Source organism: Aliivibrio kagoshimensis, from assembly GCF_050337105.1.
Taxonomy (GTDB): Bacteria; Pseudomonadota; Gammaproteobacteria; order Enterobacterales; family Vibrionaceae; genus Aliivibrio_A; species Aliivibrio_A kagoshimensis.
Map to the genome: position 1 here is coordinate 48422 of NZ_JAKJSQ010000016.1, position 22873 is coordinate 71294.

23 protein-coding genes are annotated in these 22873 nt (G+C 42.5%); 6 read left to right on the forward strand and 17 right to left on the reverse strand.

The window, feature by feature from the left end:
* Positions 1 to 9: 9 nt before the first annotated feature.
* On the forward strand, positions 10 to 783 hold the full coding sequence (locus tag L4C32_RS07780) for a MipA/OmpV family protein (protein WP_428196300.1): 774 nt from the start codon (positions 10 to 12) through the stop codon (positions 781 to 783).
* Here the strand turns inward: L4C32_RS07780 and L4C32_RS07785 are convergent.
* The 4 genes from L4C32_RS07785 to L4C32_RS07800 all read right to left on the reverse strand — a co-directional run bounded on the left by L4C32_RS07785 (position 780) and on the right by L4C32_RS07800 (position 3978).
* Positions 780 to 2045, reverse strand: a complete 1266-nt coding sequence (locus L4C32_RS07785; protein ID WP_428196301.1) for an ATP-binding protein — start codon at positions 2043 to 2045, stop codon at positions 780 to 782. The genes L4C32_RS07780 and L4C32_RS07785 overlap by 4 nt on opposite strands.
* Before the next feature lie 18 nt (positions 2046 to 2063).
* On the reverse strand, positions 2064 to 2765 hold the full coding sequence (locus tag L4C32_RS07790) for a response regulator transcription factor (protein ID WP_428196302.1): 702 nt from the start codon (positions 2763 to 2765) through the stop codon (positions 2064 to 2066).
* A gap of 164 nt (positions 2766 to 2929) precedes the next feature.
* On the reverse strand, positions 2930 to 3529 hold the full coding sequence (locus L4C32_RS07795) for an HAD family hydrolase (RefSeq protein WP_428196303.1): 600 nt from the start codon (positions 3527 to 3529) through the stop codon (positions 2930 to 2932).
* 35 nt (positions 3530 to 3564) lie between these two features.
* Entirely contained in the window at positions 3565 to 3978 is a 414-nt protein-coding gene (locus L4C32_RS07800; protein ID WP_428196304.1) for a VOC family protein, read from the reverse strand.
* A gap of 222 nt (positions 3979 to 4200) precedes the next feature.
* Between L4C32_RS07800 and L4C32_RS07805 the strand changes: the two genes are divergently transcribed.
* On the forward strand, positions 4201 to 5979 hold the full coding sequence (locus L4C32_RS07805) for a choice-of-anchor I family protein (RefSeq protein ID WP_428196305.1): 1779 nt from the start codon (positions 4201 to 4203) through the stop codon (positions 5977 to 5979).
* Positions 5980 to 6047: 68 nt separating this feature from the next.
* Here the strand turns inward: L4C32_RS07805 and L4C32_RS07810 are convergent, their stop codons facing one another.
* From L4C32_RS07810 to nosR, 6 genes are all read right to left on the reverse strand, one after another.
* On the reverse strand, positions 6048 to 6557 hold the full coding sequence (locus L4C32_RS07810) for a nitrous oxide reductase accessory protein NosL (protein WP_428196306.1): 510 nt from the start codon (positions 6555 to 6557) through the stop codon (positions 6048 to 6050).
* A 35-nt stretch (positions 6558 to 6592) separates the two neighbouring features.
* Entirely contained in the window at positions 6593 to 7411 is an 819-nt protein-coding gene (locus L4C32_RS07815; RefSeq protein ID WP_428196307.1) for an ABC transporter permease, read from the reverse strand.
* Positions 7408 to 8304, reverse strand: a complete 897-nt coding sequence (locus L4C32_RS07820; protein WP_428196308.1) for an ABC transporter ATP-binding protein — start codon at positions 8302 to 8304, stop codon at positions 7408 to 7410. Before L4C32_RS07820 ends, L4C32_RS07815 begins: the two co-directional genes overlap by 4 nt.
* 12 nt (positions 8305 to 8316) lie before the next feature.
* Positions 8317 to 9627, reverse strand: a complete 1311-nt coding sequence (locus L4C32_RS07825) for a nitrous oxide reductase family maturation protein NosD (protein ID WP_428196309.1) — start codon at positions 9625 to 9627, stop codon at positions 8317 to 8319.
* 81 nt (positions 9628 to 9708) lie between these two features.
* Complete coding sequence (gene nosZ, locus L4C32_RS07830; protein ID WP_428196310.1) at positions 9709 to 11601, reverse strand: TAT-dependent nitrous-oxide reductase; 1893 nt, start codon at positions 11599 to 11601, stop codon at positions 9709 to 9711.
* 65 nt (positions 11602 to 11666) lie between these two features.
* Positions 11667 to 13787, reverse strand: coding sequence for a transcriptional regulator NosR (gene nosR / locus L4C32_RS07835; protein ID WP_428196311.1), 2121 nt, complete (start codon positions 13785 to 13787; stop codon positions 11667 to 11669).
* A 268-nt stretch (positions 13788 to 14055) separates the two neighbouring features.
* On the opposite strand from nosR, the gene L4C32_RS07840 reads away from it, so the two are divergent.
* On the forward strand, positions 14056 to 14667 hold the full coding sequence (locus L4C32_RS07840; RefSeq protein WP_428196312.1) for a glutathione S-transferase: 612 nt from the start codon (positions 14056 to 14058) through the stop codon (positions 14665 to 14667).
* Between the two features lie 54 nt (positions 14668 to 14721).
* Positions 14722 to 15597, forward strand: coding sequence for an endonuclease/exonuclease/phosphatase family protein (locus L4C32_RS07845; protein WP_428196313.1), 876 nt, complete (start codon positions 14722 to 14724; stop codon positions 15595 to 15597).
* On the opposite strand, the gene L4C32_RS07850 is transcribed toward L4C32_RS07845, so the two are convergent.
* Both L4C32_RS07850 and L4C32_RS07855 read right to left on the reverse strand, forming a co-directional pair.
* Positions 15587 to 16147 carry an ATP-dependent zinc protease family protein gene (locus L4C32_RS07850; RefSeq protein WP_428196314.1) on the reverse strand — a complete coding sequence of 187 codons (561 nt, stop codon included), beginning with the start codon at positions 16145 to 16147 and terminating at the stop codon, positions 15587 to 15589. The two genes, L4C32_RS07845 and L4C32_RS07850, sit on opposite strands and share 11 nt — an antisense overlap.
* A gap of 822 nt (positions 16148 to 16969) precedes the next feature.
* The gene (locus L4C32_RS07855; RefSeq protein ID WP_428196315.1) at positions 16970 to 17476 is read right to left on the reverse strand and encodes a GNAT family N-acetyltransferase; all 507 of its coding nucleotides are present in this window, start codon (positions 17474 to 17476) and stop codon (positions 16970 to 16972) included.
* Positions 17477 to 17582: 106 nt separating this feature from the next.
* Here L4C32_RS07855 and L4C32_RS07860 point away from each other — a divergent pair, with 106 nt between their 5' ends.
* Positions 17583 to 17852, forward strand: a complete 270-nt coding sequence (locus L4C32_RS07860; RefSeq protein ID WP_428196316.1) for a hypothetical protein — start codon at positions 17583 to 17585, stop codon at positions 17850 to 17852.
* Between the two features lie 27 nt (positions 17853 to 17879).
* Here L4C32_RS07860 and L4C32_RS07865 read toward each other — a convergent pair whose 3' ends face one another.
* Positions 17880 to 18110 (reverse strand): DUF2798 domain-containing protein, encoded by a 231-nt coding sequence (locus L4C32_RS07865; RefSeq protein WP_428196317.1) that lies wholly within the window; start codon positions 18108 to 18110, stop codon positions 17880 to 17882.
* A 74-nt stretch (positions 18111 to 18184) separates the two neighbouring features.
* Here L4C32_RS07865 and L4C32_RS07870 point away from each other — a divergent pair, with 74 nt between their 5' ends.
* Positions 18185 to 19093 (forward strand): LysR family transcriptional regulator, encoded by a 909-nt coding sequence (locus L4C32_RS07870; RefSeq protein ID WP_428196318.1) that lies wholly within the window; start codon positions 18185 to 18187, stop codon positions 19091 to 19093.
* A 63-nt stretch (positions 19094 to 19156) separates the two neighbouring features.
* Here L4C32_RS07870 and L4C32_RS07875 read toward each other — a convergent pair whose 3' ends face one another.
* The 4 genes from L4C32_RS07875 to L4C32_RS07890 all read right to left on the reverse strand — a co-directional run bounded on the left by L4C32_RS07875 (position 19157) and on the right by L4C32_RS07890 (position 22680).
* Entirely contained in the window at positions 19157 to 20308 is a 1152-nt protein-coding gene (locus L4C32_RS07875; protein WP_428196319.1) for an iron-containing alcohol dehydrogenase, read from the reverse strand.
* Between the two features lie 17 nt (positions 20309 to 20325).
* Positions 20326 to 20940, reverse strand: coding sequence for a glutathione S-transferase family protein (locus L4C32_RS07880; RefSeq protein WP_428196320.1), 615 nt, complete (start codon positions 20938 to 20940; stop codon positions 20326 to 20328).
* Between the two features lie 14 nt (positions 20941 to 20954).
* Complete coding sequence (locus L4C32_RS07885) at positions 20955 to 21992, reverse strand: NADP-dependent oxidoreductase (RefSeq protein WP_428196321.1); 1038 nt, start codon at positions 21990 to 21992, stop codon at positions 20955 to 20957.
* Between the two features lie 100 nt (positions 21993 to 22092).
* Positions 22093 to 22680: a TetR/AcrR family transcriptional regulator gene (locus tag L4C32_RS07890; protein ID WP_428196322.1), complete on the reverse strand. Its 588-nt coding sequence runs from the start codon at positions 22678 to 22680 to the stop codon at positions 22093 to 22095.
* Between the last annotated feature and the right edge of the window lie 193 nt (positions 22681 to 22873).

Here is a 22873-nt window from a genome sequence, read left to right on the forward strand (position 1 = left end):
GGAACTAGTATGAATAACACACAAGGAACCACAATGAATAACCTGTTCAAACAAACATCTACGATAACGCTTTTAGGTACGCTAGCATTTATTCCACCACTTCAAGCAGAGGGGGTTTTCTCTGTTGGCGCAGGGGCGTTTATCGGGGCTCAAGAGTATGTGGGCAGTAGTGGTAAAGTCTACCCTATCCCTTTTATCGAGTATGAGAGTGAACAATTTAGCATCAACCCTTTAGAAGCTAGCTATCACTTCTTCCTCACCGAGGATATTTGGATTGATGCCATTGCTTCAGCGAGATTACAAGGATTCGATGAGTCGTTATCTGATCAACTCAAAGGCATTAACGAAAGAGATAATGCTATTGATGCTGGCATCCAACTCAACTATTTTACCGACTACTTTGGTCACCTATCCATGAGTATCATGCACGATATCAGTAATGTGCATCAAGGCAATGAGATCCAACTCAATTATGAGTACACGTTCGACTACGGGAATGTCGACCTCTCACCTTCACTGTTTGTTAATCGACAAAACGGCAACCTCGTCGATTACTATTATGGCGTTGAGGCTAAAGAGTCCAAGGCTAATCGAAAAGCGTATCAAGGCGAAGCAACGTTCAATTATGGTGTCGGTCTATCACTGGACTATCATTTCAATGAAGCATGGACACTCTTTACTATGGCAAATCTAACCCGTTTTGGTAGTGGTATTGCAGACAGCTCAATCGTTGAAAATGATTATGCGTGGTCAAGTGGTTTAGGCTTCGTTTACTCCTTTTAAAAAACAAACGTAAAGCAGGCTCCACCCAATGAGCTGTCACTAATCATCAGTTTGACTTGATGCTTATCTATAATGCTTTTTACGATGGTTAAACCTAGGCCGCTACCAGTCACATTGTGACTGGTATTTAAACGAACAAATGGCTGAAGAATCGTCGATTTAGATTCTGCATCGATACCTATCCCGTCATCCTCAATGGCGAGGTGAAGTTGAGAATCTAACGCTGAAAGTGAAATATGCACTTTGGTTGTTGCAAACTTAAGTGCATTCATTACGACATTTTCAATCGCACGGGTGAGTAGCTTATTGTCTCCACAAATAAACGTTGGGGCCACCTCATAGGAAAGGTCAATATTTGGATAGAGAGGGGTTAATTTATCCGCACAAATTTGTATGGTTTTAGATAGATCAAAAGATTGTTTGTCTATTGGTAATGAACGGCCATTAAGCTGAGCATAAAAGAGCCAATCTTCCACTAGATTATCCAACTCATCGAGATCGAGATCCATCTCTTGTACCCTCTCTCTGAACTGCTCAACAGAGTCACAATTTCGGGTCATATCCAGAGCAAAACGTAATCGGGCGATCGGTGTTCTTAGATCATGAGACACACCATTTATTAAATTCTTTTGCTCTTGAAGCAGCGATTTGATCTGACCCGCCATCCTATTGAATGTTCTCGCAAAGGGGGTATAAGGTGGAGGAATATTCTCATCCGCTCGTACATCAAACGCACCGTCACCGTAAGCTTGATAAACCTCCGTCAGGGTTCTCACTCGCCTTTTATGGCCAATGGCATACACAAATATAATGGCTGCTAGCATAAAAAAGATCAGCACAAACAAGATTTGCAGATATGTCTCCCAGATTTTATGACTGCCCGCTTTCTTGTTCATCACCAAAACAGTGTCACTGCTATGGTTAGTAAAGTAGAGAGTAATATTATCGGCTGTCCAATTGCTTTTGACATCAACAAAGTAATTCAGTTTTATCAACTCATCGTGTTGTGCGGGAGAGAGAGGGAGTTCAGATAAGGCTTTTTGTTCAAGGTGGTGGTTGGTTAAATGCTGCCAGTACTCTAAGCGTTGTTGAGGATTACTCCGTTGATTGACATCATTCATGATCAGTTGCCCGATGTGTTGATAATCCGTCAACTGATCGGCTTTTACCCCTTTAATATACAGATCATCAAGCAACACTAAAGCCATCACAGCAGTAACAATGATGATCGCAATAACGCGAATAAAGAAATGACTAAACATACGTTCCTCTCATCAAGATTAACCGGGTAACAAATACCCTTTAGCTCTGATTGTCTTAATGTATTTATAAGGCGGTGTATTATCATTAAGTTTTTTCCTCAATGAGCTAATACGCATATCAATAGAGCGATCAAGACCATCATAGTCGATATTCCTGATCTCATTGATGATCATCTCTCGGCTCAGAACCTCACCGGGATGAGACATCAAAAAATGGATAATTTCGTACTCTGCGGTTGTAACATTGACCGTATGTTCTCCAATGAAAAGCGCTCTATCGTTGATATTAATTCGAAGATCTTGCACACAAAGCAGATGATTTTGTTGCGGACTGCTTTGTTGTTTCAGGCGAGAAAGCGATCGCAGCTTGGCTAAAAGGATATGAGGACGCAGTGGTTTGGTTAAAAAATCATGCACACCTAGGTTAAGCGCTGAGACTTCCAAAAGCTCATCACTTTCAGCGGTGATCATAATAATGACACCAGAGAATGGTTTCTCTATACGGTGTAATACCTCTAAACCATTACAGCCTGGTAAACCCATGTCCAATAAAAGGATATCTGGTTCCCTTTCAGTAATGGCTTTAATTGCTGACAATCCATCAAGTTCAGAGCTAACTCGATATGACTCACTGCGTAACATCTCACACATCATCTGATTAAGACGTTTATCATCCTCAACCACAAGCACATGTTGATCTTTGGTATTCAAATTATCCATACTTTACGACACACTGACTCCATACCTATTATCAATCAGTATACAGTATCTCATTGATTGCATTTATGAACATTGCCACTCTATTGGTATTATTTATCCCTAACCCCAAATTGGCTACGATATTGGCTTGGAGAGATCCCCAGCTGTTGACGAAAATAGTGCTATCAATGAGAGCTGCTCTGGCGTAACAAGAGGAGTAACTCGTCCAACTCATCCACCACCAGCGAAGCTTGTTCCATAAATGCTGGTGAGTGGCCGTGAGTCACTAAACATGACGGCATATTGGCATTAGCAGCTGCTTGTAGGTCATACAGATAATCTCCCACATAAAGCACGCTGTCAGTTGGTAAACTCCATTGATTGGCCAGTGCCATCAAAGAGTCCGGTGCGGGTTTGGCGGGGAAATCTTCACGGGTTATCACCTGTTCAAACTTGATGTTATTGTGGTTCAATTTCAGCATCGTCGCTTGTCGACAGTTACGAGTTACAACCGCGGTATAAAAATCTTCTCGCTGCAAAAAATCGAGCAATTCATAACAGCCAGACATCGGCTCTGATCTCATGGCATCACTCATCTCATGCTCTAGGATGATCTGATGGGCACGATCTCTATCGTGTTGATCGGGTAAGGAATCAGAATAGGTCAGTAGATCCTCACTTAATGGGCAGCCAATCACCCCCCGCAAGATCTGGAAGTCCATTCCGGACGTCACTAACGTATTATCAAGATCAAACACCACTGCTTTAATATTACTTAAATCCATATTGCACTTCACCTAACGAAATTGTCTCTAAATAGTTAAGTATTAAACAGCTCATTACTGTCTGGATAGCTTTTGAACTCAATGGGATTTCCAAATGGGTCAAAGAAAAACATGGTGTATTGTTCGCCTGGTTTATCTTTAAAGCGCAATGTTGGCGGAAGCACAAATTCAATCTGTGCTTCTGTGAGCTTATCTGCAATGCTCTGCCACACGTCGAACGGCAAAACCAGACCAAAATGTGGCATAGGAACGGCTATACCATCTACGATGCCGGTATAAGCACTCTCTAAAGGCTTACCAAGATGTAGCGACAGTTGATGACCATAGAAGTCAAAATCTACCCACGTATCAGTACTTCTTCCCTCTGTAGAGCCGAGTAGCTCACCATAAAAATTTCGTGCTTGTTGCAGATCGGTGACATTAAATGCCAGATGAAAAATGGATTGCATCGTTACCTTCCCTTCACTATTTTAGAGCGAGTTCCAACATATCAATCTACGTAGCAAAATAATAGGGATTACAGCACTTACAGTGTGATCTCATCAAACCAATCACATTACCGATTGTAAAACATCACCAAAAATTGTCTGTCCATAAATAGTTCATCAAAGCATAACATTACTGCCATGTTTTTTAATTAGGTTCAATGGGTTAATTATTAAGGAGGATATATGCATCCGTTAGCGAAATCATTTATTGCCATCAGCATCACCAGCTTATTCATGACCGCGTGTACATCACAGTCTGATTCCACAACACCTACGTTCAATGCCCAATGCAACACAGAATCTAAAGCAGCTGAAACTAACGCCACAGTGACAGGCTTAACCTTGGTTGGTCGCTCCATCGCCGACGCTCCTTTTGAAAGTTCATCAGCAGAAATTGTCAGTTATGATGTATGCAGTGATCAATTGTATGTGGTTAATTCTCAAGCTAAGAAAGTGGATATTATAACCTTAGATGACAATTCGGTTCCTTCACCTATCGGTCAGATTGACCTTCAATCCGCCGCTATTCATTCAGGCATTGCCATTGGTGCTGCCAACAGTGTAGCAACCCATGAAGGCTTGGTTGCCGTGGCCATTGAGAATGAAGTCAAACAACAAACTGGCATAATTGCACTGTATCGCTCTGACAACCTCGAACTTATCACCACTTTTACTGCAGGAGCCCTGCCAGACATGGTGAGCTTCTCTAAAAATGGACGTTATATTGCCTCAGCGAATGAAGGAGAGCCCAATTCACGCTATTCCATCGATCCAAAAGGCAGTGTGACTTTGATTGATTTACATAACGGACCACTCAATGCCATCGTACACCAAATTGGTTTTGAGGCTTTTAATCAAGATGGATCAAGGCATGATGAGCTACCAAAGTCCGTTCGCATCTCAGGACCAAATGCCTCTGTATCTCAAGATCTAGAGCCTGAATATCTCACTTTTGCTGATAATGGGAAGCTCTATGTGGCGTTGCAAGAGAATAATGCCCTCGCCGCAATTGATGTTGAGTCCGCCTCCGTTGACGCCATTTTTGGTTTAGGTGAAAAGTCGTGGTCAATGGCGCAGCTAGATGCTTCAAATAAAGACAAAGTGATAGGAAATTTCCACTCATACCCAATGTTATCGGGTCTTTATATGCCAGATAGCATTACCAGCTATTCTGTAAACGGTCAGTCCTTTATCGTGACAGCCAATGAAGGTGATGGCAGAGAGTATGGTTATGAAACAACTCAACTTCAGTGTGATTCCGCTGGTTATGAGTGGGATGGCGACGACTATAAGGGCAGCAGTAATTACAACAGTAAGATAGATTTTTGTGTCGTATATAGCGATGAGACTCGAGGAAAGAAACTAAACACAGAGAAAAACCACCCTTTAGCAGCGCAACTAAAGGATAAAAAACAACTGGGTCGTTTGAAAGTAATTAAATCCAACACACCATTAACTGCCGAACAAAATGTGCATGCGTTTGGTTCTCGTTCATTCTCAATTTGGGATCAAAATGGTGAGCAGGTATTTGATAGTGGTGATCAGTTTGCTCGTATTGCTCAAATGACAGAACAAGATAACTTCAACAGCAGTAATAACAGCAATGACAGTAGTGATAGCCGCAGTGACGACAAAGGTGTCGAGCCCGAAGCGCTGGAAGTGGCGTTGATCAATGGTCGTCATTACGCATTCATTGGGTTAGAGCGTCAAGGTGGAGTGATGGTATATGACATATCAGATCCATCTAATGGTTTGTTTATCACTTATGTGAATAATCGCAATTACCAACAGCCTGTGTGCACTAAGGTTGATGATGGAAAATGCGACAATGCCACTTATAATCCGAAAGCGGGGGATTTAGGACCTGAATCCATCGACTACTTTCAACGTAAAGGGCAGCACTTTATCGCAGTGGGCAACGAAGTAAGTGGAACCACATCGGTTTATCGCATCGACTTTTAAACCGAACCGGCTATTTTCAATAACGCATAAAAAATCGAGCATAGTTGCTCGATTTTTTTATACGGAGTCTACAATGTCTCTAGCGTGATCTCGTCAAATCCAATCACCTTGCCACCAAATTCAACACTGAATGCCTCAGCATCGGACTTCTGACTAAAGCTTGCTAATGTTTCCCCCATCGCCCCTTTCTTATCAGAACCGATCACATACCACGCTGTTTTGGCGTCGACAAAGTGCTCGTCATTGGGTGAACCCCATGGGCTTTTGCTCATGTCATGGACGAATATCTGCGTTATCTGTCGCCTGTTTTCCGGTTGTAAAACATAACTGAATAGATCGCGTGTTGAACAGAACTTCTCTATACGTTCGGAGTTTTTCTGCGCAATTTCACCTTTAGGACCAGGGAAGTTGACGATCAACATTCCGCATAGGTGACACTCATCAGCCGCCTCTATGGCAACGGCTTGTTTCAACATTTGTTGCTGATCGTTTTGTTCTGAACAACCCGCAATAAAACTGGCGCAAACCAAGATAAATACAATTTGGTTCACGCACTTTTTTCTTAATAATTGGCTCATCAACAGATCCTACTTTTATGCTCGGTTAGATGGGGTTAAACACTTTTACGATTGAAAATAGCCATCGCGATCCCGAGGGGCGCAACCACCCAACCAAGCATCATCAATAATAGACTGAGAGGAGATTGGTTACTGTTAATGGCTACGGCTAATACACCATTCACATCACCTGTATCTAATGCTGCGAGGTTAATCAAACGAAAAAGATCCGCAGGATTAAGCATCATGAGCTGAACCAAGCCGTGCTGTGTCACCCCCTCTTCAATGCCAACCAATACCGCCAACAACACTAGATCAAAAACCAAGACAAAAAATAACCAGATGATCAAAGAGATGCCTGCCGCTTTTGATTTCTCAGAGACCGACACACTGATCACAAACGCCAGCGCCACAAAGCTCAAACCTAGAAGTACTGAGGTCAGAATAAACAACCCAAAGGCCGGCAATACTTCAGCAAAACTGCCGTTAACCCCTAACAGTAAGGCTGCACTGCCAAAACCAAACAGTGTCGCGAGTGAGATAATACCGCCTTGTCCAATGAACTTGCCCAACATCAATTGATTGTGACTGATTGGATAGGTCAACAGCAGCAGCAAAGTGCCTGACTCTTGCTCACCGACAAAGCTGTCGTAACAGAGCAGTAGGGCAATTAAAGGAATAATAAATACCGATAAACTCGACAGACTTGCGATCATCGTTGACAGTGATGTGGTGCCTATCTGACCAGAAGCTGCAGAGCCGTAATAACTCAATCCAATGGAAAATAGAGCAAAAATCACTGTTATGGAGACTAGCCAACGATTACGCAGACCATCCTGAAACTCTTTTAATGCGACGGCGAAGATCGGATTCATGATGATTTCTCCTGTAAAAAGTACTGATATATCTGTTCTAAGTTCGCCTGTTCAATACTCAGATCATTGAGGGTGTCGTAATTCATTAACTCACGGATGATATTGACCTTCTCTGTTTCAGGAACCAAAAGTCGATCACTGCTGACCATGAAACCAACCAATTTTTGATTCTGTTGTAATGCACCATTGATACCGGATGTTTGAATGGAGACTGGCAGTTGCGCCATGCTTCTTAACTCTGCCAACGTGCCCTCGGCCACAGACTCTCCGTTGGAAAGAATTTTCGCTCGATCTATATGTTGCTCCACACCGGGGAGAACATGAGAGCAGAGAATGACACTCGCCCCTTGGCTTTTCAGCTGATCGACACTGGTATAAAACTCTTGGGTCGCACTCGGATCGAGCCCAACCGTTGGTTCATCGAGTAACAGTAATTTAGGATCACCTAAAAATGCTTGAGCTAAACCAAGGCGCTGCCTCATCCCTTTCGAATAGGTTTTTACTTGCCGATTCATTGCATCACTTAACCCTACCTGACTAAGCAGTACTTTGACCTGCTTAAGATCAACCGATTTTAAACGAGCAAAAAAGGTTAATATTTCAACGCCAGTTAACTGATCATAAAAGCTCACATTCTCTGGCAGATAACCGACCTTTTGACGGCTATGCCACGCTTGTTTGTCTTGCGGATCAACACCAAATACAGACACCACACCTGAAGAGGCTTTGATCACACCTAAAATCAGCTTCATCATGGTGGTTTTTCCCGCACCATTGTGACCAAATAGGCCTAACACCTCACCAGCACCAAGGGTAAGGTTCATGTTTTTTAACGCACCTAGGTTCTGATACTCTTTGTTCACCTGTTGTAGCGTAACAATTGATTCACTCATTCTTTTCTCTCTTTAATTGTTCGCAAGCGAAGGGGCGGTAACGGGAGACATCTGCGGATAACTGTCTTTCACCCCGGCAGGTTTGAGTATTGGAAACTGCTTTTGTACCCAACGCAGCACTAACACAGATGGACTATCGAGTAGGACTTTGGCTTCAGGGTACTCCCACACTAATTTATCAATACCATCATTGGGTTCAAAAGGGGTATCTCCAGCGCCATCGTTATTCAAATCCCAACCCAAATAGTTGCTCCAGTAATTTCCAACGCCATCTTGGCTCCACTCTTGCTCTCGGTTAGAGACATATTTAACCTGTACGGGATTGTTAATAAAATTGTTGCCATACACCTTAGTATTCTCTGAGCCCGCTGTTAAATGAATGCCAATTTCAGCGGTATCGATGAGGTTGTAACTGATGGTATTGTAGGCTGAGTTATAAACAAACAACCCTTTTCCCTCTCGACCAAGCACCTTATTTTCAGGCTTGGTCCAGACATTATTAATGATGTTATTGCTGATCGTTGATGAGGTGATAAAGTTCATCAACATGCCGTAATCTTCGCTGTCTCTGCTCACATTACCTTCAACGGTTAGTTGCTTTGAGCTCATTAAAGCGTAACCCGCTCGAGTTTGGTAAGCGAGATTATCAATGACTTTATTACTATGGGAATACATGTAATGTACCCCATAGCGAAGGTGATGCATGGTGTTTCCTCTTAAGACATTTTGCTGACTGCCTATGATATAAAGACCATCACGGGTATAGCTCACCTCGTTCCCAATCACTTCCACATTTTGTACATTCGACAGTTGAATGCCATTGCCACGATCGGCTGAACGTAAGCTTGGATTGCCCTTTATGACATTATTGGTAATCATGACCTGTTTGGTTTTTTGAATCCAAATACCAAACCCATCACCTTCAAATTGATTATCACTGATCACTAAGTTGGTTAGATTTTTTTCACCATAAATAGCGGAGTTTTGTTCAGTGAGGTCATCGCCCCAATTGATAAATTTCAGGTGTTTAATGGTAGAATTTGATGCCAGCAAAGTCAGGTTGTTCCCCTTTCCTCCCGCGTCAAGAATCACTTTTGCCTGTTCGCCAAATTTAGCCTCAATAGCGATACTGTTAGTCACGATAAAATTACCTTGATAGCGGCCATCAGCGAGCAGTACCACGTCACCATTTTTTGCTAAATCCAGTTTTAATTGCAGATCGTCGCTGCTAGTTACTTCAATCACCGCGGCAAACGCCGTCGCATGAAACAAGCCAATAATGACTGAAAAAACGTTAGTACAGTGTCTAGAGAATATGTTCAATCAGATTACTCTTTTGATAAAGATAGAATCCCCCCATCTTTATGATAAAGATGGGGGGCTCTAATCAATGAAAGTGAAACATTACGCTTCGACTAACATACGTCCACGCATCTCCATATGAAGCGCATGACAGAACCAGTTACAGTAATACCACTGTACACCAGGCTTGTTGGCCACGAAGGTGATGGAGGCCGTCGCTTGAGGACCAATCTCCATCTGTACGCCATGGTTGGTCATACAGAAACCGTGCGTCACATCTTCAACCATGTCCAAGTTGGTGACGACCACGGTGACGACATCACCCAGCTTCACTTTAAACTCATTCATACCAAAGGTAGGAGCAACAGATGTCATATAAACACGAACTTTGTTACCTTCACGGATGACTTTGTTTTCACCCATTAAGTTAACGCCGTCTTTCTCTGCCATGGCGACCGTTTCAGCAAAAATAGGATCATCTCGAGTCCATACTTTTTTCGGCTTCAACTTACTACGGTGCACAATCATACAGTCATGCGGTTCGGCGAATGTTGGACCATCATGTACCAGTTTCATCTCATCGCCTGAGATATCAATTAACTGATCATTTTCTGGACGCAGTGGACCAACCGGTAAGAATCGATCTTTAGAAAACTTACATAACGATACTAACCATTTACCGTCAGCATCACGAGTTTCACCTTGAGAAGTGTGGTTGTGCCCCGGTTGGTAATGCACATCCAGTTTCTGACGTAGGTAGTTTACCTTCTCGCCATTATGCGCTTTGATGGCATCTTCTACGTTCCATTTCGCAATTTGGCTATCGAGGAACAGAGTCGTATACGCGTTACCTTTGTTATCAAACGCAGTATGTAGAGGCCCTAAACCTAACTCAGGCTCAGCCACGATGGTCTCACGCGCTTTGATTTTGTCATCAAATAGAGAGTCTAATTTCTCAATGGCAATCACCGATACGGTTGGTGATAACTTACCGTTAGCTACAAAGTATTTGCCGTCAGAAGAAGTATTCAAGCCATGAGGTGATTTTGGTACTGGGATATAACGCGTCAGTTCAGATCCTTTACGACCATCTAATACTGGTACATCGTTACCGTTGTAGTTCTTAAATTTGCCCGCTTTTAACGCCGCTTCACAACGCGCTAAATTAAATACAACAACATGGTCACGCTCTGCAGTGATCATGTCATTAAGGTTCATACCCATTTCAGAGTTATAACAGGTCGACGCAAAGTACTTACCGTCATAATCTGCATCCGTGTTATCTAAGTTTCCGTCGACCATCACTTGGAAAGCGACCGTCATTAATTCGGCATCAATCACGTTAAACAGTGAGCGATAAGTGCTGACATCTTCTAACGTCGATTTACCGTTGTTATCCATTGGGATTTCAAATTCACTGTTACAGATAACATACTTGGTGTATGGCACTTTTTGCACACGCATTCCATGGATAGCTTGTACGTTTGGAACCGTCAGCATTTTATCGGTTTTCATGACATCGCAACGAATTCGAGCCACACGACTGTTTGCCTTATCATTAATGAAAACGTATTTACCATCGTAATGGCCGTCTTGCATACTCATGTGCGGGTGATGTGAGTCTCCCGTTAAAATATCGGCGCTGTCGCCTTTAATACGCTTACTCTCATCGGTTAATCCCCAACCTGTTGCACTGTCGGTATTAAACACAGGAATACGCATAAGCTCACGCATTGAAGGTAAACCCATAATACGAACTTCCCCTGAGTGACCACCACTCCAAAAGCCATAATACTCATCAAGCTCACCAGGGTGCACCACAGGGCTGTTTTTTACTTCTGATGCTTGAGCTTTTGCCATTGAAGCAAACATAGCTGCCGTCATAGGGGCTGCGGCAACACCAACACCAATAGCGGCGGTTTTACCAAAAAATTTACGGCGCTCTACATTGGGTAGTGTGTCATCTTGTGTTAGATCAGTTTTGTCATCACTCATGGTGATTCTCCATTATTATGTTTTTAGACTGTATAACGTCCACGTCTACTTCTGTTTCTTTGCGTTTAAATTTCGGTTACAGGAATATCCGACTCACTTAACTTGCGCTTCTTACGAGCTAGTTTTTTCAGTGGTGGACATTTTTCATCGTTGTAATAAGTAATCTGGCAATCTAGACAGTAGTGACATTCGCGCATATTAATCACACCATCTGGCTGAATCGCCTGTATTTCGCACTCTTTCGCACATGTTTTGCATGGCGAACCACACTCAGGACGGCGCTTTAACCAATCAAACAGACGCACGCTGTTTGACACCGATAGCGCCGCGCCCAGTGGGCATAAATAGCGGCAGAATGTTTTACGATTAAATAGATTCACGGTCAGCAACAACACCGCCCACGCGATGAACGGCCACTCACGATCAAACTTCAACAAAAAGGTGGTTTTAAAGGGTTCAATTTCTGCAAATTGCTCCGCCATAGCTAGCGAATCTAACGAAATACCAAACAGTGCTAATAGAATAAGGTACTTAATTGCCCATAAACGTTCGTGTACTGCCCAAGGAAGCTCTACCTGAGGAATCTTGATATAACGGGCAAACTGATTCAGTAACTCTTGCAGCGCGCCAAACGGGCACAACCAACCACAGTAGACCGCTCGTCCCCACAGCAAAACAGTTACTGCTGCCGCACACCATAAAATGAAAATGATAGGATCAAGCAAGAAGAGATCCCATGAAAAATCTTTCATTAAGGCTTGTAAGAAGGTAAATACATTCACTACAGAGAGCTGACCGCCCCATGACCAACCGATAAAGACCACTGTCACGGCGAGAAAACCGTGTCTCAAGTTATGCATGAAGCTTGGGTGGCGCACTAATACATCTTGGAAGAATAGAATCAGCAGTAGCACAATGATAAGGCCGATCAATACCACCACTTCAATATGGTGTTCTTGCCACACTTGTTCGGTTAAGGTTAATTCTGGAGGTGGAATAATCGCAGGAGGCGTATCAACATACTTATCTAGCATGTCATACCCGCCTTTGAAACTGGTAAACAGACTATCAATTGGTCCCGTTTGTCTTCGGACTAACAGTTCAATTTGCCAGCTGGCGCCAGGATCGAACTCATGATGAGCACGCACTTTAAACACCGACATCTCTTTGAACTTTGGAGCCCCTTCAATGAAAATATCGGTCACACGTTCATGGTCGAGATCTCGAAAAGAGACCTCATTATCCTTTTGATGAATCTGAATTCGATCAAAAATACCACCTCGTACATAACCCGATCCTTTAAACGAGTACCCATTACCAAACACCGCTATAATGTGCTCTCCCGGCTTTAGGTCGCCAGCTAACCAGCGGTAATCGGATTCTCCAAACAGGTTTTTACCTATGGTGGGGATATCAGCCACCGCATAATAGAGCTCAGTAAATCGTTCTTTGTTTTCACTTTCAGGCACGTTATCAACAAGTTCTGCTTCCGTGCCAATAAACGCTTCTTGCACCGCTTCATTGGTTAAGTAGAGTTTTCTGATCGAACCATCACCGGTTAATTCTGTCCAATTTTTTTTCTCAAATTGTTCTTTTATGGTGGAGATCGGTTGAATGATGTTTGATTTTTTTTCGATGATTCCGAGTGACTGAGCTGCTTTTGTTGCCGACTTCGTGATTCCGACATTCATCACCATCACGGTCACTGTCGCGCCAGAGAGCCCATCAACAGGCACATAGCCTTCACTGACTTTCCCTCCCACTTTGATTCTATCTTTTACTAGCAGCCCTTCATATTGATCGGTAAAGTCCCACAGTTTCTGCTCAGGAATACCAGCAAGGATAATCGGCTCATGGTGTTCAAGCACTTTTGATGCGAGATATACACCTTCAGGGTCAATGGCGACTAGCATGTTAACGGGTTCACCCGAGTAGGCAGGAATCTTTGCTATATCGTTGGTTTCAAAAGCGTACCCCAAAATCTCTTCATCTTTATAGACGGTCCATAACAGCGGTTCACCCTGCTTTTCAGAAAGTTGTGTGAGATCTGGGAAAACTTGGTGAATCAACGGAATAGGATCTTTAGGTGGGCTAACGAACAGAGCGCTTGCAGAAAAAGAGGAACACAAAAGTAACAGGGTAATACTCAACTGAATGATTACTGCTTTTACTCGGAAAAAAATCATTAATAGCTCCATGCCCTATAACGGAAACCCACTTTAGAGATGTAGCCTATGTGTGTTCTTCACCTTAACAATTGACCATCATCAATAAATTGAGAATTTGTTACAGAATGTTAGTAATTATGTGATCACTCTATAACCCCCGCAGTACCTAGCTAACCATTAAGTGGTAATTTAAATACATGTTTATAGTCAACTTCAATGATAACGAATTGTTACTACGCTTTGATTTGTGCTAATAATATGTAATCGTTTTAACTAAGGATAAATTATGAAAATTCATGAGTTTGGTCCAGCTCCAAATGCAAGACGTGTGACTATTTTTCTTGCCGAAAAAGGCATTGAAGTTGAACGAGTACACGTAAATACTCGTGGCGGTGAGAACCTTACTGATGCCTTTAAAGCACTAAGTCCGAATGGACGTATCCCTGTTTTAGAGCTTGACGATGGTACCTCTATTTGTGAGTCAGTTGCTATCTGTCGTTATTTTGACGAGCTAAACCCCTCAAAACACTCTATGTTTGGTAACACACCTTATGAAAAAGCACACATAGAGATGTGGAATCGAATTGTTGAGTTACAAGGATATGTACCCGCCTTGCAAGCATTTCGTAATCTAACTGGTATCTATAAAGACAGAGAAAGATGTGTAGAAAGTTGGGGGGAGGAGTCAAAGCGTCGACTGATTGAGTTTTTACCAACGCTAGATAAACAACTTGATCTCAACCCTTACGTTGCCGGCGAACACTTTTCAATTGCGGATATTACTGCCTATGTACTATGTAGCTTTATGAAGCATCTTGATATAGAGGTTACGGCGAGCCAGCCGCATCTGTTTGAATGGTATGAGCGTATGATCCTCAGAGCATCTACCCAAGTGTAGGCAGGCTAAAAAGTGAAACCTTTATTAATAAAGAGATTAAGCCAAATGATCTTAATGGTCTGGTCTCTTTTTATTTCCTTTTTCAGTATGTCACAATCCAATGCACTGACTATCAGCACGTGGAATATGCAGTGGTTAGATAACCAATCTTCTCGACAAGAAGCAAGACGAACCCCTTCTGACTACTCTGCACTTAATAACATTGTGACAACGATTAACTCTGACCTTATTGCCTTTCAAGAGGTGGCCAATCTAGAGTCTGCTCACCTCGTGTTTGATCCTGAGCTTTATCATATCGAACTCTCTTCACGATCAATTATTGGTCATGTTGATACCGATTGGAGGCAGTATGTCGGCTTTGCGATCAGAAAAGAGGTTAACTATATGCGTAACCCCGATCTATTCGCTCTGGATGTCACTCGCAATCACGCGTTACGATATGGGGTGGACATCACGCTGTTGTTTGAAGAGCGGCCGCCAGTTAGAGTGTTAGTCGTACATTTAAAAAGTGGATGTCACTCGAAAAAGGCGGTGACAGGAGTGAGCTGTAAACGGCTATCCCAACAAGCTTCGGTCATCAATCAATGGATAGTTGAGCGCAATAAATCGCAGAGTCCGTTCATTATTCTAGGCGATTTCAATCGTCAATTGATCAATGAGAACGATTGGTTCTGGCAGAGAATGGATCATAATGTGGTTAAAGTGGGGGTTGGTCAGGTTAGCCAGTGCCGCTCCGCTCATATCAAAAGTAATAACAACCGTTGGTATTTTAAGCAGTATAAAACCTTTATTGATCATATCTTAATCAGTAAAGGTTTAGTCAAATATGTAACTGGAGGGTCTTTCAAACAGACGCTGTTTAGTGGCAGTGACCTTGCCCAATATCGACTCTCAGATCACTGCCCACTCTCAATAAAATTTACTTTTTAACTTTTGGCTGAACGTACTGTTTTCCAACATCAACAATGGCCACGTTACTAAAGTATTTTCGCCCTAATAAGACACTAAAAGTAAGGTGTTCTCTATCTGCTAAAGTAAATTCGGCCGTACTTTTGTGGCTACCAATTTGAACATCAAGCTCAACCACCGCACGTCGGTGTAATTTATCTGATGACGATTGACGAATATCAACCCAGCGTTTAACCGGTAAATCAAAATCATCAACGGCATTATCTGCATCAGGTAATTTGAATTTAACCCAACTTTTTCCATCTTTCTTATAGGATTCAATATCAATCGCACTAATAGATGATGTGGTAGCGCCAGTGTCAACTCTCGCTTTAAATGAAGCCTTTACTTTCGGAAAGTAAACCCACTCTTCCTCTCCAAAAATCAGTTTCCCATCTTCGCTAATGAGCACCTTCGATTTACTCTCTACGTTTTCAACTGTATGAGGACCCTGACTGCTTTCATTACTATTGGCATGTACATTAACGCTTACTAATAATAAAAGAGTGATAAGAGAAGGCCATTTTTTCATTAAAATACTCCAGAACTGTCGAACTTGTTTGGACAACAACATGATGATTTTTATCAATGTCATTTTATTTTATACCATAAATTTGAAAAAACGAGGTGAAGTGATTTGATTTATAAGAAAAAGAGTTGTGGTAGGTGAAATAGAGTGAGATTTCTAAACCCAAAGAGAAGGCCCGATATGCTTGCGCATAACGGGCCTAAAGTCTTACTTGCAGCAATCCAGCTACTAAAGTGCTCCCTGCATCAAATCCTTGATAGCATGCTTATCCTAAGCTTATTCCTTTACATCGCTTTCCTAGCGGTGTCCTTGGCCTTATCCATGACCCATTAATACATCCAGTATTAATTCTCTCACTAATTCCTTAAGTGGTGTCCTTTACTTCATCCTGAAGTTCTTTCCTACCCTCTATCCTAGAGGAGTCCATCGTCTTCCTTGTTAGCAACCATCCTAGTTACTATCGATTCCGTTCAATGTCCTTTTTCTATCCGTGTCGATAATTCATCCTAAATTACCGTAGTCTCATCCTAAGACTTACCAAATCCTTGGTTTAGGTTCCTATTCCTAGTCAGTATCCTTCCGACACCAATAAGATTACTTGATTGTCATAAATCATCAATGAACAAAGATCACATTTTTAATGACCATTTATTGATATAAAACATAGTGCGAACTAAACTCCTATAAAAACAATTAGTTAACGAGATTTAATGAGAGATATTATTTTCAAACAGAGCCATCTCTTACTGCCTATGTGCGAGATCTCTTACACCATAGGTGGTAAAGCACTATCGATTTATATCAATACTCATATCAACCACATAATTATGCAATTGAATTCATTCGTTGTGGTGTCAATCTATATTCCATAACCACCACCTGATGGCCACCATACTCTACCTGTTCGATAGGAGTAAAACCGATTCGAGTATAGAGCCCGCCATCTAACTGTTCTGTCTGTAAGTGCAATGTCTCAATGCCGATCTCTTTAGCACGGCGAATCACCTCTTGCACCATACGTGTCGCCAATCCATACCCTCTATGGGACTCCGTAACGTACACCCCTCCAATCCAAAACTCTCTATCGGGATAGATCGACATCTCTCGAACTTTTAACTCAGCAGCGGCAACAAACTCTCCATCATCATCAGCAACAACTAAAAGTGGGGCGCAATCTCGATTACCATATTGAGAGAGTTTTTCTTTAATCGTGTTAATGGAGATTCCTGGAATCTTTCCTGCCCACTCATCGTAATACCAGCGGCTCACCACTTTAAGTGCATCCGCATCATCCGCGAGCAAAATATAACGAATCTCTGTTGGTATAGTCACTGCAACTCCTTTACTGATCTAGCTGACGGTGAACGATAACTGAAAAAATGTGTGAAAGATAACTGGCTGTGGCATAGTGACCCAAAATGTTTAATGAGAGAAGAAAATGACAGAAGCACAAGACGACTATATGACGGAAGAAACACTGATTGAAACCGTTGAAAACCAGATAGCCGATGGCGAGCCTAAAAAAGTAAAAGAGACCCTAATGCGCTTAGTGATGACCGGTACTCCCCGCGAAGAAGCGCTGCAAGGCATGGCCTGTGCATTAGCGATTGAAGTGTTTGATGTGATGAAAAATGGTGCTGAATTTGATTTAAAACGCTACTCAGCTCATCTTGATGAACTTCCAAACATGGATTGGATGGAAGGGTAAAAACTTTTATAGAGCGTTAATTTCGCTCTATTTTTCACTTCCGATCGCTGCTAACCAAAACGATAACTTTCTTATTTGAGGTATAATGGTGGCACTCACCGCAAGCGCAATCGGCCATGCAATAAGATAACTGTGCATCCAATTATCCAGTGAAAAGTGATCCACCCCTCCCACGATGGCTGATATCAGTCCTGACATACAAAAAGACATAACAGCCGACCCTAGCAGGGTGCTTATCCAAAATTGTTTTCTATTCATCTCTATTACCTCATTGATATTCAATAGGGTTAGGTTATTATTTCTCATATGTAAAAAATATAGGCAATTATCGAATGGACAATTCCATATTTGGAAATATAGATGATCTTTACCTCTTTTGCCGAGTGGTCGATGCAGGTTCATTACTGCGCGCCTCAGAGGGCATGAAGTTGCCAGTCTCGACCATGTCTAGACGACTGAATGGATTAGAACAGAGGCTAGGTATTCGTTTACTAGAACGGAAGGGACGAGAATTAACTCCGACGGAGAATGGCTTGGATCTATTTTCTCGAATCAATAACGAACTGATCAATACTGAAATAGAACTTGAGCAGGTACTGTCAGCTAAAAATGAAGTGCAAGGCAATATACGACTCTCTTTACCGCACACTTTATACAAATCGTTCATCGGTAAATTGATTGCTCACTATCTACTCGAGCACCCCAAAGTCACCATTGATATCAAGTTGAACTTTGAAGATCGATTACCAACAACAGACAGGGATTTATCGATCGGATTCGACTTAGGAGAGAGCAGTGATCTGATTGCTCGACCTTTTCTGACGTCTCAAGACGCTCTGTTCGCTTCTAAGCGCTATATCGAACAATTTGGAATGCCTACTACCTTGGATCAGCTCTATCAGAAAAATTGGCTTGCAGTTCGATCTAAACGTCAATATCACTTTATTAAGCAGAACAATCACACCACTGGTTACGATTTCCAACCAACACCTAAAATGGTAGTTAATGACTTGAACATGTTGATTGAAGCGATCAATGACGGTGTTGGGATTGGTTTAGTGCCTATACATCATCAAAAATCTCTTTCTGAAGATGTAGTAGCGGTTTTACCTGAGTTAATTACCCCTGAGCGCCATGCGTATCTGATTTACAAGCAGCGCGTGCATCAACCACCCGCACTCTCTCACTTGGTCAAATACTTGATGGCTCATGCCCCTATCAGTAATAAAACCTCGAGTTAGCTTTGGATACAAAAAAGCCTTTCTGATTCCAATCAGAAAGGCTTCGATTTTGCTGATACCAGGTTATAGTGCAGCTTCTAAAATCGCTCTTGATTGCGCGATTCCAATTTTTCCATGCTCACCTAGCGCTGTCATCCCGTGTGCTTCTAAGCTAGTTAGTAGCGTTTCAATTGAGTCGCTATCAAGCCCGGCATCGGTCAAGGTTGTCGGTACATCCATCAATTTGAAAAACTCAATGGTTTTAGCAATGGCGGCATCGATACGCTGCTCAGTGGAACCTTCGGTAATACCAAAAATACGCTCGCCATATTGCAGCAATTTAGCCTCTTTCTCGCTACGGTGCTGGTGCATAACAGCCGGAAGGACAATACTCAAGCTACGAGCATGATCAACGCCAAAGTTACCTGTTAATTCGTGACCAATCATATGCGATGCCCAGTCTTGAGGAACACCGACTCCAATTAACCCATTCAGTGCTTGGGTTGCTGTCCACATAATATTAGCTCGAACGGCTAGATCATCAGGTGTTGATAGCACTTTCGGCCCTTCTTCAATAAGGTTAAGCAGCAGGCCTTCGGCAAAACGATCTTGCACTTTGGCATTAACCGGATACGTTAAGTACTGCTCCATCACGTGGACAAATGCATCTACGACACCATTTGAGCTTTGACGAGGAGATAAGCTTAATGTGGTTTTAGGATCAAGCACAGCAAACGCAGGACGAACCAAAGGAGAACCAAAGGCAAGTTTATCGTTAATACGAGTGATCACTGCGCCACCATTACTTTCCGAACCTGTAGCAGGTAGTGTCAATACACACCCTAGAGGCATTGCAGAAGTCACAGGTACCTGCTTAGTCAGGATATCCCAAGGTTCGCTTCCTTCGAAACAGGCAGCTGCCGCAATGAATTTGGTACCATCAACCACCGAACCACCGCCGACAGCCAATAGGTAATCAAACCCTTCCGCTTTAATCTTCTCAACCGCTTTCATTAAGGTGTCATATTGTGGATTTGGCTCAATGCCTGAAAATTCAGCCCAATTATGATCGCTAAGTGCACTCACCACTTGGTCATACACGCCATTACTTTTTATCGAGCCACCACCGTAGGTCACCAACACTTTTTTATCTTTAGGGATGTCGTTAGTAATCTCTTTAATCTGTCCTTCACCAAAATGAATGCGTGTGGTGTTGTGGAATGTAAAGTTGTTCATGGATGTTCTCCAGTAATTTAATTGGCAGCTTCTAATTCATCTGCTTTTAGAAATGCAGTATGAGTACTTAACTGCTGTTCGTAGCGTTCGATATGCTCAAATTGGCTCAAGCTACCGTTATTCTTAAGTATCTCAGCAATGAATGACATCATAATGTCAGCACCACTTAATTGCTCACCAACTAGGTAGGTTTTATCTTGTAGTGATTGATTGAAATAGCTGATCACTTTGCCGATTTCATTATCCACATACCCAGATAAAAAATTGGTATCGCAGCCATCTTTTTGCAAATACATTTTCATTAGTAACGGCAAGATGGCAGAACTTTCAGCAAAATGCATCCACTGAGAGTATTCAACATACGCTTTAGTTCCCCTTGACGGTGCTAACTTGTCGGCGGCAAATTTATTTATTAGATACTCAGTGATCGCTCCTGATTCAGCGATCACCATCCCATCGTCTTCTAACACAGGAGATTTACCCAACGGGTGTATTGCTTTGAGTTCAGGTGGCGCTAAAAACGTCACACTGTCTCTTTGATAACCAATGATCTGGTAGTCTACACCTAGCTCTTCCAGTAACCAGATAATGCGCTTTGAGCGTGACTTGTTCAGATGATGTAATATGATCATATTATTCCCTACGCTTATCGTTCGTTGTTGACACGAACCACTAATTTTCCAAAGTTTTTACCTTCAAGCAGACCCATAAAAGCCTCTGGTGCACTTTCTAATTCTTCAACAAGGTGCTCACGGTAGTGAATTTTCCCTTCACTTAACCACTGACCCATCTGTTGAGCAAACTCGTTATAACGGTGGGCATAGTCATCAAAAATAATAAAACCTTGCACTTTAATGCGTTTTACCAGCAAGGTTCCCATTAGCATTGATAAACGATCCGGCCCTTCAGGCAAAGAGGTGGCGTTGTATTGCGAAATCAAGCCACACACTGGAATACGAGCACCCGTATTAAGAAGCGGTAAAACGCCATCAAACACTTTGCCACCTACGTTTTCAAAGTAGACATCGATACCCTGAGTACATTCTTTGGCTAACTGCTCGGCAAAATCGTCCGCTTTATGATCAATACAGGCATCAAATCCCAGTACATTCTTAGCGTAATCACACTTCTCTTGTCCACCAGCAACGCCAACCACACGACACCCTTTTAGCTTACCAATTTGACCAACAGTGGCACCAACGGGCCCAGTGGCAGCAGCGACAACAATCGTCTCTCCCTCTTTAGGTTGACCAATATCAAGCAGCCCCATATAAGCGGTAAAACCCGGCATACCCATGATGCCAAGTGCGTAAGAAGGATTTTGTGGTTTATCCCCCAATGGCATTAGCCCTTCGCCATCAGAAACGGCGTAATCCTGCCAGCCAGTATAAGCCAACACCCAATCACCAACAGCAAAGTTCGGATTATTGGATACTTCAATTTGGCAAACCGTCGCCCCTACCATCACATCATCAATGGCAACAGGATCAGCGTAGGATTTTGCGTCACTCATTCGGCCACGCATATAAGGGTCAAGAGAGAGATAGATACTACGCAACAACACTTCGCCATCAGCGGGAACCGGTTTCTCTGTGGTATTGAGTCGAAAGTTATCAGCAATCGGTGCTCCGACTGGGCGTGACGCAAGTAATATTTGGCGATTCATATTCAGTGATTCAGTCATTATGGTTTCTCATCCGTTTTAGCCCAAAATAGACCAGTCGTCTAGTATGAGCGTAAAAAAATCCCCGCCAGCAAACGGCGGGGTATTGTTTTTTAAGCTGTTATTTCGTTTTAAGCTGCAACTGGGTAAACAACATGACTCTGTCTAACCCATCGCTGTTTTTTCTCAACTTGCTCATCAAGCTGGCTCCAACCCAAAGGTTGTAAAGCAGCTCTGCCGTTTCATCGGCATTTTGAACGCTTATTGAGCCCTCTTTGACACCATCGTCAATACACCGACTGATCGCACCAATAATTTTAGTGGCACCGTTAAGCAGTGCTAAGCGCATAGGCTCAGACAGATCGGACACCTCGGCACTTAACTTCACAACCAAACACTTTTGCAAAGCGCAGCTCTCTGAGTGCACATCAATCCAGCACTGCCAATACCCCATTAATCGGTCATAAGCACTGCCATCATTACTTTGAAAACGTTCTTCTATTCGACGTTGATAATCATCAAAATAATCATTGATCAACGCTTCACCAAACTGCTCTTTCGATTTGAAATAGTGGTAAAACGAGCCTTTAGGCACATCCGCATGTTTTAATATCTGTGATAACCCCACATTTGAGAAGCCTTGCCCGGCGATCAGTTGATAACCCGTATCTAAAATGTGCTGTCGTGTCTCTTTGGTTTCTATTTTCATGCCGCTACTGTAAACCAAAATAGACCAGTCGTCTAGTGATTTGTTTATTGTTAAAAAACTCAACTCACAAATATGAAACTAATTGTACCTACTTGTTGATTTCACAAAAGATAAGCATATGATGCACTTCTGAAACAGATGTCTTAAGTTGCTATTTTATTAAACATTTAATAGGTTTTAGTATGAAGTATAT

What these genes read in the sequence shown, in the direction of transcription:
- L4C32_RS07865 (WP_428196317.1), bottom strand. Translation starts at nt 18,110, where the DNA reads ATGAATAGAAAACAATTTTGGATAAGCACCCTGCTAGGGTCGGCTGTT.
- L4C32_RS07885 (WP_428196321.1), bottom strand. Translation starts at nt 21,992, where the DNA reads ATGACTGAATCACTGAATATGAATCGCCAAATATTACTTGCGTCACGC.
- L4C32_RS07780 (WP_428196300.1), top strand. Translation starts at nt 10, where the DNA reads ATGAATAACACACAAGGAACCACAATGAATAACCTGTTCAAACAAACA.
- L4C32_RS07790 (WP_428196302.1), bottom strand. Translation starts at nt 2,765, where the DNA reads ATGGATAATTTGAATACCAAAGATCAACATGTGCTTGTGGTTGAGGAT.
- L4C32_RS07880 (WP_428196320.1), bottom strand. Translation starts at nt 20,940, where the DNA reads ATGATCATATTACATCATCTGAACAAGTCACGCTCAAAGCGCATTATC.
- L4C32_RS07840 (WP_428196312.1), top strand. Translation starts at nt 14,056, where the DNA reads ATGAAAATTCATGAGTTTGGTCCAGCTCCAAATGCAAGACGTGTGACT.
- nosZ (WP_428196310.1), bottom strand. Translation starts at nt 11,601, where the DNA reads ATGAGTGATGACAAAACTGATCTAACACAAGATGACACACTACCCAAT.
- L4C32_RS07870 (WP_428196318.1), top strand. Translation starts at nt 18,185, where the DNA reads ATGGACAATTCCATATTTGGAAATATAGATGATCTTTACCTCTTTTGC.
- L4C32_RS07785 (WP_428196301.1), bottom strand. Translation starts at nt 2,045, where the DNA reads ATGTTTAGTCATTTCTTTATTCGCGTTATTGCGATCATCATTGTTACT.
- L4C32_RS07820 (WP_428196308.1), bottom strand. Translation starts at nt 8,304, where the DNA reads ATGAGTGAATCAATTGTTACGCTACAACAGGTGAACAAAGAGTATCAG.
- L4C32_RS07805 (WP_428196305.1), top strand. Translation starts at nt 4,201, where the DNA reads ATGCATCCGTTAGCGAAATCATTTATTGCCATCAGCATCACCAGCTTA.
- L4C32_RS07845 (WP_428196313.1), top strand. Translation starts at nt 14,722, where the DNA reads ATGGTCTGGTCTCTTTTTATTTCCTTTTTCAGTATGTCACAATCCAAT.
- L4C32_RS07795 (WP_428196303.1), bottom strand. Translation starts at nt 3,529, where the DNA reads ATGGATTTAAGTAATATTAAAGCAGTGGTGTTTGATCTTGATAATACG.
- L4C32_RS07875 (WP_428196319.1), bottom strand. Translation starts at nt 20,308, where the DNA reads ATGAACAACTTTACATTCCACAACACCACACGCATTCATTTTGGTGAA.
- L4C32_RS07890 (WP_428196322.1), bottom strand. Translation starts at nt 22,680, where the DNA reads ATGAAAATAGAAACCAAAGAGACACGACAGCACATTTTAGATACGGGT.
- L4C32_RS07810 (WP_428196306.1), bottom strand. Translation starts at nt 6,557, where the DNA reads ATGAGCCAATTATTAAGAAAAAAGTGCGTGAACCAAATTGTATTTATC.
- L4C32_RS07815 (WP_428196307.1), bottom strand. Translation starts at nt 7,411, where the DNA reads ATGAATCCGATCTTCGCCGTCGCATTAAAAGAGTTTCAGGATGGTCTG.
- nosR (WP_428196311.1), bottom strand. Translation starts at nt 13,787, where the DNA reads ATGATTTTTTTCCGAGTAAAAGCAGTAATCATTCAGTTGAGTATTACC.
- L4C32_RS07860 (WP_428196316.1), top strand. Translation starts at nt 17,583, where the DNA reads ATGACAGAAGCACAAGACGACTATATGACGGAAGAAACACTGATTGAA.
- L4C32_RS07850 (WP_428196314.1), bottom strand. Translation starts at nt 16,147, where the DNA reads ATGAAAAAATGGCCTTCTCTTATCACTCTTTTATTATTAGTAAGCGTT.
- L4C32_RS07800 (WP_428196304.1), bottom strand. Translation starts at nt 3,978, where the DNA reads ATGCAATCCATTTTTCATCTGGCATTTAATGTCACCGATCTGCAACAA.